This window comes from Luteibacter sp. SG786 (assembly GCF_011759605.1).
Lineage (GTDB): Bacteria > Pseudomonadota > Gammaproteobacteria > Xanthomonadales > Rhodanobacteraceae > Luteibacter.
Genome location: NZ_JAAOYX010000001.1, coordinates 2,491,847 through 2,501,978, shown reverse-complemented (window position 1 = coordinate 2,501,978; position 10,132 = coordinate 2,491,847). Strand labels below are relative to the sequence as shown.

Genomic DNA, 10,132 nt, shown 5'->3' with positions numbered 1-10,132 from the left:
ACGCCATGACTCACATTGCCTGGTTCATCTGTTGGACGTCGGCCGCTCTGCTCGTGCATGTGTTTGCCGGCTATCCGCTCCTCATGTGGTTGCAGGCACGCATGCGGCCGCGGCCCGTGGCGAAGCGGGACATCTTGCCTACGGTGAGCATCGTGCTCGCCGTGCACGACGGTGAACGGCATATCCGCGCGAAGCTGGCCAATCTGCGCCAATTGGACTACCCGTCGGCGCTGATCGACATCGTGCTGGTGTGCGACGGTTGCCGCGACGCCACTGTCGCGCTGGCCCGGCGATCCACCGACCCGCGGCTGACCGTGCTCGACCACCCGAACCGCCGCGGCAAGGCTGCATGCATCAACGATGCGGTGGCGCTCACGCGCGGCGAGGTGATCCTTTTCACCGACGTGCGCCAGCGTCTCTCCCCCGTGGCTCTGAAGGAACTGGTGGCGAACCTCGGCGATCCCGACGTCGGCGCCGTGACCGGCGAACTGCACATGGAAAACGTGCGGACGGGATTCGCGCAGGGCGTGGACTTCTACTGGCGTTACGAGAAAGGCATCCGCCACTCGGAAAGCTTGTCCGGCTCAACCATCGGCGTGACCGCCGGGATCCACGCGATGCGCCGCGCCCTCTTCGCGCCGTTGCCGCAAGGCACCGTACTCGACGACGTGCTTGTGCCCATGCGCGTGGCCGCACAGGGCAAACGGGTGGTCTTCGAGCCGAAGGCCATGGCGTGGGACCAGCCGTCGCAGATGCCCGAGGACGAGCGCCGTCGCAAGATCCTCACCCTGGCCGGCAACTACCAGCTCATCCAGGTCGCACCCTGGCTCCTGCTGCCCTGGTGCAATCCCCTGTGGTTCCGCTTCGTCAGCCACAAGCTGCTGCGGCTTCTGGCGCCGTGGCTGATCGTGGCGCTCACGGTGAGCAGCGGCCTGCTGGTGACGCGGCACCCGATGTACGCCATCGCGTTCGGCGGCCTGATGGGCGGCCTGTTGCTGGTTGCCGTGGCCCGCCTGCAACCGCTCCTCGGGCGCCTGTTGCCGCTGCGCATCGCGGTGGCCTTCTTCTATCTCAATCTCTTCGCCGCGCAGGCCCTTGTCGCTTTCGCACGCAACCGCAGGCTCCACCTATGGTGATCCCAACGACCCCGCGCGGCGCGCCCGGCATTCGAGGCCGGCTCGGCGAGCTCTGCTATTCCAGCGGCCTGCTGCATTCCTTGCAGCGTGTGCGCGCATGGTGGCAGCGCGACCTGCGTATCCTCGCCTACCACCGCGTGATGCCCGTGCCGGATGCGGATACCTACGAATTCGACATGGAACTGATCAGCACGCCGCCCGCCGAATTCCGCGAGCAGATGCTGCGTCTGAAAAAGCATTTCCGGCCGGTCCGGCTTACCGACGTCGTCGCGGCGCTCGACGCGGGCGAGGCACTTCCGCCCGATTCCGTCGCGGTCACGTTCGACGACGGGTACGACGACAACTACCGTATCGCCGCACCTATCCTGGACGAGGTGGGCGTACCTGCCACCTTCTTCGTCTCCACCGGCCACATCGATACGGGCCGGCCGTACGCGTACGACTGGCTGGTGCACATGATCCTTCTGACGCATGCGCCGCGGCTGGTGCTGCCGGAGCTGGCGATCGACGTCCCTCTGCCAGCCGCCCGTGCGCAGCGACGCCGTATCGCCGGCAATGTGCTTCTGCGCATGAAATGGCTCGACGCCCTTGGCCAGACGGCGATGATCGAACGGCTCGAGGCCGAATGGGACATGCCTTCCGCCAACGCGCGCCCCGCCGACTGTCGCCCGATGACCTGGGACCAGGCACGCGAAATGGAAGCGGCCGGCCTGGAGTTCGGTTCGCACGGCGTGCACCACCGGATGCTGGCCCGACTTCCGCAGGACGAAATGGAGCGCGAGATTCGCGAATCGAAGGCCACGCTGGACCGGGAACTGCGCCATCCCGCAGTGCTCATGTCGTATCCCGTCGGCGGCGATCGGGCCTATAACGACGCGGTGATAGCCGCCACGCGCAATGCCGGCTTCCAGCTCGCCTGCAGCTACATCTGCGGCACCAATGCCGAGCCCAGCGAGAACCGCTATGCCCTGCAGCGCCTGCCGGTGGAAAGCAACATGGGCCCCGGCTGGTTCGCCGCGATGCTGGCCCTGCCACAGCTGATGAGTTATCCCACACCGCCGCACGCCGTCACCGGTCCGCGGGAGATGCCATGTTCCCCCTGATTCTCCTCTACGTCGTTCTCACCATCATCCGCCCGCAAGACTATGTCGAAGGGCTGGATGCCGTGCCCATCCTGCCGGTGGTGCTGCTCCTGGCGTTCGCGGCATGGGTGCTGTCGAAGGAGAAGACCTTCGAAGCGCCGCAATTCGTGATCCTGCCGGCCTTCCTGCTCGTCCTCATGGTTTCCCAGGCGACCAATGGCTGGGCCGGCGGCGCCGTGGACGAGCTGGCCCGCTTCGGCCCGGTGGTGATCGCGTTCTTCATCTTCGGCGCTTCATGCGGCACACAGCAACGCGTGCGCGTGGCGATGGGCGTCTTCGTCGCCTCCGCTGCGGTGCTGGCCCTGCATGGCGTGGAACAGGCGAAGCTCGGCATGGGCTGGACGGGCATCCCCCTGGGCGAAGGCAACCGGATCCAGTACGTGGGTATCTTCAACGATCCCAACGACCTGGGCCTGCTCTTTGCCGCGACCCTTCCCATGGCCGTGTTCCTAGGCCGTCGTGGCGCAGGTGTGATGCGGCCGGTATGGCTGGCAGCCGCATTGTTGTTGCTCTACGGCACCTATCTCACCAATTCGCGCGGTGCCATGCTCGCAGTGCTTGTCGTTGCGGGCTGCTACATCTGGTATCGCAAGGGCGTGGCCGTGGCGGCCGTGCTCGGCGTGTTGGGACTCGCGGTGCTCAAGGCGCTTTCCTCGCGCATGGAGGAACTGGACGCGGGGGAGGAATCCGCCGCGGGCCGGGTCGATGCCTGGTATTCGGGCCTGGAGATGTTTCGCGACAACCCGCTGTTCGGCGTCGGTCCCGGCAACTTCACCGAATACAACGAACTGACCGCGCACAACTCCTTCATTCTGGTGCTGGCGGAAACCGGCTTTGTCGGCTTCGTACTCTGGCTGGCCTTCGTCGCCTACGGCTTTCTCATGATGCTGAAGATCGTGCGGTTCCAGCGCCCGGTGGGTACCGACCCTGCCGTCGAAGCCGCCTGGACGACCGAAAAGCAGATGGCCCTCACGTTGCTGCTCTCGCTGTGCGGCCTGTTCGCCGCCGCCTTCTTCCTGAGCCGAAGCTACATGGTCGTGCTGTACCTCATCGCGGCCATGGTCGCCGGGCATTACGTCGGCGCCCGCCGGCGCTGGCCCGAGCTGCCCATGTTTCGCCTTTCCGACGGCGGCTGGCGCTGGGTACCCACCGGTGCATGCAGCGTGTTCGCGTTGTTCGTCCTCGTCGCTTTCCTGTTGCGTACCACATGAAAACCTACGAAAGCCTGCTGCGCCACGTTCTCTGGCCCGCCTACGAAGGCGGCCTTCGCCGGCGGGACACGCCGGCCTACGTGCGCCGCTATGCGCACGACCAATGGCTGTCGCCGGAAGCGATCCGGGCCTTGCAGTTCGAACGGCTGAAGCGGCTGCTCGACTGGTGCTATCGGGAAGTGCCCTACTATCGCCGGCGCTGGGATGCCGAAGGCATCGAGCCGGGCGACATCCGCAACCTGGACGACTACGCCAGGCTGCCGGTGCTTACCAAGGCCGACATCCGCGCGAACGCCGACGACCTCAAGGCCCGCCCGCTGAAGGACACGCTGGCCTACAAGGCGACCGGCGGTTCGACGGGCGAGCCCCTGCGCTATGGGTACACGCGCGAAAGCAACGACCGGCGCGTGGCGGTCATGTGGCGTGGCTACGGCTGGGCGGGTTCGCGCATGGGGCGGCGCACATTGTTCCTCTGGGGCGGTGCCGTGGGACAACCGAGCCGCTCGCACCAGATCAAGGACCGCCTATACAACGCCGCGTTCGCTCGCAAGGTGCTCGACAGCTTCCGTATGAGCGAAAGCAACATGGCCGCCTACGCGGACGCGATCGACGCGTACCGCCCGAAGGTGATCGTCGGCTACGTCGGCCCGCTCGTCCGCCTTGCGGAGTGGCTGCTGGCACACGGGCGGCACGTGGCTCGCCCGGAGTCGATCATCGGCGCCGCCGAGGCACTGCATCCTTTCCAGCGCGAGATCATCGAGCGCGCCTTCGGCGCGCCCGCCTTCAACACGTACGGCTGTCGCGAGGTCATGCTCATCGCCTCCGAGTGCGAGCATCGAGAAGGTCTGCACGTGAACGCCGACCACCTGGTGGTGGAAACGCTGGACGCCGGCGGCAAGCCCACGCGAACGGGCAGCGGCGAGGTGGCCCTCACCGACCTCTTCAACTACGGCATGCCCTTCGTCCGCTATGTGAACGGCGACATGGCCACACACGCCACTTCGCAGTGCGCATGCGGCAGGGGTCTGCCGATGCTCGCCTCCGTCGACGGGCGCAAGCTCGACGCCATCCGCACGCCTGCGGGCAACGTCCTCCCCGGCGAGTTCTTCCCGCACATGCTGAAGGATGTTCCCGGGGTGGCCCGCTTCCAACTCGTGCAGCGCAGCCTCGAACGCCTGGACCTTTCCATCGTGCGCGGCCGCGATTTCGAGGACGCCTCGCTCGACTACATTCGCCGCGAGGTTGCCAGGGTGCTGGGTGACAGCGCCGAGCTGCACTGTCATTTCGTCGACGACATTCCCCTCACCCGCAGCGGCAAGCTGCGCGTCACCGTTTCGGAGCTGGCTTCGTGAACATCACCCACTTCGTGGAGAACCTCAACCGGGGAGGCCTGGAGCGGATGGTCATCGACCTGGTGAAGGAGCAGCACCGGGAGGGCCACAAGGTGCAGGTGGTATGCCTGTTCGAGCGCGGCTCGCTGGCCCCGGAGCTGGACGCCATCGGGGTGCCCGTGTCGGCATGCCACAAGCGCAAGGGTTTCGACCTGCGCGCGCTGGGATGTGCTCGGAGGCTGTTGGCCGACCACCGCACGGAGGTGCTGCACACGCATAACGCGGTGGCCCACTACCAGGCGGTGCTTGCCAGCGCGGGCATGGGCATTCGCCAGGTAGTGAACACACGGCACGGCATGGGCGCGCAACGCAAACCGGGAAGACGGGAATGGCTGTTCCGCCGCGCGCTCGCCGCCACCGACGCCGTGGTGGCCGTCTGCCAGGCTGCGCGCGAGGATGCGGTGCGCCGCGGCATCGCACCTGCCGCGAAAACCTGCGTGGTGCCGAACGGCATCGTGCTCGACGGCTTCGATGTGGCCTCGGACGCCATGCACGAACGGCTCACACGGCTCATCCGCGTACCCCCCGGCACACGCATCGTGGGCAGCGTGGGCCGCCTGAACTGGACCAAGGACCAGGCCGGCCTCATCCGCGCCTTCCGCATCGTGCGCCATGCGCGTCCGGACACGGCCCTGGTATTGGTGGGCGACGGAGAACTGCGCGAAACGCTCCGGGCCTGTGCCTTCGACGAAGGGGTGGCCGGATGCGTGCACTTCCTGGGCGACCGCGACGACGTACGCGAATTGATGCAGGGCTTCGACTTGTTCGCCCTCTCGTCGGTCACCGAGGGATATTCGATGGCCTTGCTGGAGGCCTGCGCGGCAGGTCTTCCGATCGTCGCCACCGACGTGGGCGGCAACGCAGAGATCGTGCACGACGATGCCACCGGGCGCCTCGTGCCGCCGTGCGACCCCCCGGCCCTCGCAAACGCCATTCTCGAACTGCTGCATGCGTCGCACAGGGCATCCAGCCTGGGGATGGCGGCGCGGGCGTGGGTGGAGGCCCATGGATCGCTGCAAGCCATGGCTGCGCGGTACGGCCAGCTCTACTTCGGCGACATGGACGCGGCGTCGTGAAAGTCCTGGTCGTCACCAATCTCTTTCCGACGCCCTGGGACCCACGGCGCGGCACGTTCAACCGGCAGCAGTTCCAGCGCCTGGCGGAACGCCACGAGGTGCACGTGCTCACTGCCGTCGATTTCCGCGAACGCATGGCCGGCAAATCGGGAAACGCCGATGTGAGCGGCATCGAATGCGACTATTTCACCTTCTTCCACCCGCCCGGTTTCGGCCGCTTCCTCAACGCGCTGTGTTTTTTCGCCTGCCTCATGTGGCAAAGAGGCCGGGAGCTGCGCGAGGCCGAGTACGACGTGATGCTCGCGAGCTGGGCCTATCCCGACGCGGCGGGTGCGGCGTGGGTCGCCCGTCTGCTCGGCATCCCCTATGTGGTGAAAGTACATGGCAGCGATCTGAACGTGCAGGCGGAATTCCGTCTGCGCCGCCCACAGGTCCGTTCCGCGTTGCGCGGAGCCGCCGGCGTCGTCGCGGTCAGCCGGGCACTGGCGTGCAAGGCGGTCGCCCTGGGTGCGGACGCGGGAGCCGTGGAAACCATCTACAACGGCGTCGACACGCGTCTCTTCCATCGCGGTGACCGGTGCGCCGCGCGCGAGCGTCTGAACCTGCCCCTCGACGCGCCGATCGTGCTCTACGTGGGCAACCTGAAAGCCACGAAGGGATGCCTCGACCTCGTCGAGGCGTTCCCGGCGCTGGTCGCCTGCCACCCGGATGCACGGCTCGTGTACGTGGGCGACGGGACGTGCCGCGGCAGTCTCGAAGGCCGAGCGGCGGCCCTGTGCCTCGCCCCCGCAGTGCACTTTGCCGGCGCCGTGGACCATGCCGCACTGACGGACTGGTTTCGTGCGGCAAACGTTCTATGCCTTCCGAGCCATAACGAAGGCGTGCCCAACGTGGTATTGGAAGCCATGGCCTGCGGCACACCCATCGTCGCCACCGCCGTCGGCGGCATTCCCGAGGTCGTTCCCGACCACGCGGGCATCCTTGTGCCCCCACATCAGCCGCATGAACTCGGCACCGCGCTGGTGGAAGCATTCGAACGGCGCTTCGACCCGGCGGCCATCGCGGCGCACGCCGCCACGTTCCGCTGGGACGAGAACATCGACCGCCTGGAGCGCGTGCTCCTTCGTGCCGCGGCAGGCGCCCACAGCCTCCCGCAAAGCAGCGCCACCCCACCGGATCAGCCTGGTCGTCTTCCGCATACATGAACCTGAAACTCAGAAAACAAGACCTTCTCGGCCTGCTGCCGGAACACCTCGTCCTCACGCGTACCCGGGACGCCGACCTCCGCTACCTGAGCTTCGACGACGGCCCCGACCCGGCGCACACGCCGAAGCTCCTCGACACCCTGGCTAGGCATGGCGTGAAGGCGAGCTTCTTCCTCGTCGGCGAGAAGATCGAACAGCACCCCGACATCGTGAAACGTATCGTCGAGGAAGGCCACATGATCGGTAACCACTCGTACAGCCACTGGTCGTTCCGCAACATGAACCTCGCGAAACAACTCGACGAGGTATATCGCACCGACGCGTTGCTCCGCCTCTTCGACAACCGGCCGCACCATCGCATGAGGCCACCGCACGGCTATGTCGGGGCTTCGTTGCTCGCGCACTTCGCCCGCCGGCGCCGCAGCTTCGTCTATTGGTCGTACGACAGCCTGGACTACCAGGACCGCCCGGTGGAGGCCTTGATCGATCGTCTCCGCCACGACCCGCCCGCCGCGGGCGACATCGTGCTGATGCACGACGATAGCGACAAAGCGGCCGACGCGCTCGACGTGCTTCTGCCGGAATGGCTGGCGCAGGGGATACGCTTCGCCGCATTGCCGGGGAGCGCCGCATGAGGATCCTCTACCACCACCGCACGCGAGGCCGGCACGTGGAAGGCGTGCATATACGCGGCATCGTGGGAGCACTGCGCGAACTGGGCCATGAGGTGGACGTGATGTCGTTTCCCGGCGCCGACCCGGAGCGCGAGGTGGAGGCGACTACGACCCAGAGTCGTAGCCGTCTCGCCAGCCTTGTCACGAAGCTTCCCGGCGCAGTGTTCGAGATGTTCGAACTGCTCTATAACGTGGTCACACTGGCGCGCATGGGCCGCGCGTGGCGGGTGGCACAGCCGCAGCTCATCTATGAGCGCTACTCGTTGTTCCTGTTCGCCACCATCTGGCTGGCACGGCGACGTGGAATTCCACTGGTGCTGGAAATCAACGACTCCGCACTGGTGGAGCGCGTGCGACCACTGAAAATGCGCAGGCTGGCACGGCGCATCGAGCGCTGGTGTTTCCGGCACGCTACGGGCCTGGTGTTCATTTCCACCTACTTTCGCGAAACCGCTATCGCCGCCTACGGAGAGATTGCGCCTTGCGTCATTTCACCGAATGCGGTGGACCTGCCCCGTTTCGATCCGTCGCGTTTCGATCGGGAGTGCCTGCGTACGCAACGCGGACTCACCGGAAGGACGGTGTGCGGCCACGTTGGTGCGTTCGCGCACTGGCACGGCGTGGACGCCTTCGTCGAGGCCATCGCCCACCGGCTCGACAGCGTGCCCGACCTTGCCCTTGTCTTCGTGGGTGACGGCAAGACGCTACCGGCTGTGCGCGAACTGATCGAGGCGCGCGGATTGTCGGACCGCGTACTGCTGCCGGGTCGCGTTCCCCACGACGAGGTGGCGAGCTGGATCGCCTGCATGGACTATGCCGTGTTACCCAACTCCAATCACTACGGTTCGCCGATGAAGCTCTTCGAATTCATGGGCATGGGCGTGGCGGTGGTGGCGCCCGACTATGCGCCTGTTGCCGAGGTGATCGCCGATGGTCACACCGGCTGGCTGTTCCCTCGCGGCGACGCCGCGGCCTGCGTCGAACGCGTGCTCGAACTGGCCCAGCGCGCAGAGGAACGCCGCCGCGTCGGACAGGCTGCCCGCGATTACATCGCAAACGAACGGCAGTGGCGCAACAACGCAGAACAGCTACTTACCCTCGTACCTGCCGGGGCACACCCATGATCGCAGCCGTCGCCATGATCTTCCTCCTCGGCGCCGCGGTGCTGCTGACCATAGCCATCCGCGCACGCAACATGCAGTACTGGCTGTGGGGCTACCTCACGCGGCGCAAGCCGCCCAGGGTCGAAGGTCCGGTGCACGTACTGTTCTGCTTCGTAGATCATTTCGAGCCGAACTGGGGTCGCGTGGATATCGACACCCAGCGCCGCCGCGTGGACCGCTGGTGCACCGACTATCGCGCCTTGGCATCGCGCCACCACGACGCGGACGGGCGCATGCCGCAGCACACCTTCTTCTACCCCGAAGAAGAGTATGTGGAGGAGCACCTCGACAAGATCGCCAGTCTCTGCGCCGACGGTTACGGTGAAATCGAGATCCACCTGCACCACGACAACGACACGCCGGAAAACTTCGTCGCCACCATGGACCGGTTCAACCGTCTCCTGCACGACAGGCACGGCGCGCTTCCCCGCGATCCGGTGACTGGTCAGTTGCGCTTCGCGTTCATCCACGGCAACTGGTGTCTGGACAATTCGCGCCCCGACGGGCGCTGGTGCGGCATCGACAACGAATTGATCTTGCTGCGGGAGCTCGGCTGCTACGCCGACTTCACCCTACCCTCGGCGCCGAGCGACACGCAGACGCGCATGTCGAATGCCATCTACTACGCCACCGACGATCCCCAGCGCTGCAAGTCGCACGACACTGGCGTGCCGATGCGCGTCGGCGGCAAGCCCGTGGGCGACCTGCTGATCATCCAGGGGCCTCTGGGCCTGAACTGGAAGGACCGCCGCTTCGGCATCGTGCCGCGTATTGAAAATTCCGATATCCGCAAGGGCTGCCCGCCGTCACGCCACCGCGTGGACCAGTGGGTTAGCACGGGGATCCACGTGGAAGGCCGCCCGGAATGGGTGTTCGTGAAGGTACACACGCACGGCACGCAAGAGCGTGACATGGACACGCTGCTGGGCAAGCCGATCGAAGACATGCACGATTACCTGGAGACCGCCTACAACGACGGCCGCGATTACGTACTCCACTACGTGACGGCGCGCGAAATGTACAACATTGCCAAGGCGGCCGAGGCCGGCATGACCGGCAACCCGGGCCTTCATCGCGACTTCGAACTGGCTCGCCCAGGGAAAATCGCCGAACCCGCCCGGGCAACCGGATGAA

At 66.2% G+C, this 10,132-nt stretch carries 9 protein-coding genes; all 9 read left to right on the top strand.

Annotated features, from left to right (window positions below):
* Nucleotides 1-5 precede the first annotated feature (5 nt).
* The 9 genes from FHS47_RS11385 to FHS47_RS11345 are packed head-to-tail and all read left to right on the top strand — an operon-like array spanning nt 6 to nt 10,131.
* The gene (locus FHS47_RS11385; protein ID WP_167027184.1) at nt 6-1,136 is read left to right on the top strand and encodes a glycosyltransferase family 2 protein; all 1,131 of its coding nucleotides are present in this window, start codon (nt 6-8) and stop codon (nt 1,134-1,136) included.
* On the top strand, nt 1,130-2,239 hold the full coding sequence (locus tag FHS47_RS11380; RefSeq protein WP_167027181.1) for a polysaccharide deacetylase family protein: 1,110 nt from the start codon (nt 1,130-1,132) through the stop codon (nt 2,237-2,239). Before FHS47_RS11385 ends, FHS47_RS11380 begins: the two co-directional genes overlap by 7 nt.
* A complete protein-coding gene (locus FHS47_RS11375; protein WP_167027178.1) occupies nt 2,227-3,489 on the top strand; it encodes an O-antigen ligase family protein in 1,263 nt (420 codons plus the stop codon). The genes FHS47_RS11380 and FHS47_RS11375 overlap by 13 nt, the downstream gene beginning before the upstream one ends.
* Nucleotides 3,486-4,841, top strand: a complete 1,356-nt coding sequence (locus tag FHS47_RS11370) for a phenylacetate--CoA ligase family protein (RefSeq protein ID WP_167027176.1) — start codon at nt 3,486-3,488, stop codon at nt 4,839-4,841. The genes FHS47_RS11375 and FHS47_RS11370 overlap by 4 nt, the downstream gene beginning before the upstream one ends.
* Nucleotides 4,838-5,956 (top strand): glycosyltransferase, encoded by a 1,119-nt coding sequence (locus FHS47_RS11365; RefSeq protein WP_167027173.1) that lies wholly within the window; start codon nt 4,838-4,840, stop codon nt 5,954-5,956. The genes FHS47_RS11370 and FHS47_RS11365 overlap by 4 nt, the downstream gene beginning before the upstream one ends.
* Nucleotides 5,953-7,161: a glycosyltransferase family 4 protein gene (locus FHS47_RS11360; protein ID WP_167027170.1), complete on the top strand. Its 1,209-nt coding sequence runs from the start codon at nt 5,953-5,955 to the stop codon at nt 7,159-7,161. Before FHS47_RS11365 ends, FHS47_RS11360 begins: the two co-directional genes overlap by 4 nt.
* Nucleotides 7,158-7,796, top strand: a complete 639-nt coding sequence (locus tag FHS47_RS11355; RefSeq protein ID WP_167027167.1) for a polysaccharide deacetylase family protein — start codon at nt 7,158-7,160, stop codon at nt 7,794-7,796. Before FHS47_RS11360 ends, FHS47_RS11355 begins: the two co-directional genes overlap by 4 nt.
* Nucleotides 7,793-8,959, top strand: coding sequence for a glycosyltransferase family 4 protein (locus FHS47_RS11350; protein ID WP_167027164.1), 1,167 nt, complete (start codon nt 7,793-7,795; stop codon nt 8,957-8,959). Before FHS47_RS11355 ends, FHS47_RS11350 begins: the two co-directional genes overlap by 4 nt.
* On the top strand, nt 8,956-10,131 hold the full coding sequence (locus tag FHS47_RS11345) for a hypothetical protein (RefSeq protein ID WP_167027161.1): 1,176 nt from the start codon (nt 8,956-8,958) through the stop codon (nt 10,129-10,131). The genes FHS47_RS11350 and FHS47_RS11345 overlap by 4 nt, the downstream gene beginning before the upstream one ends.
* The last annotated feature ends 1 nt before the right edge of the window (nt 10,132 follow it).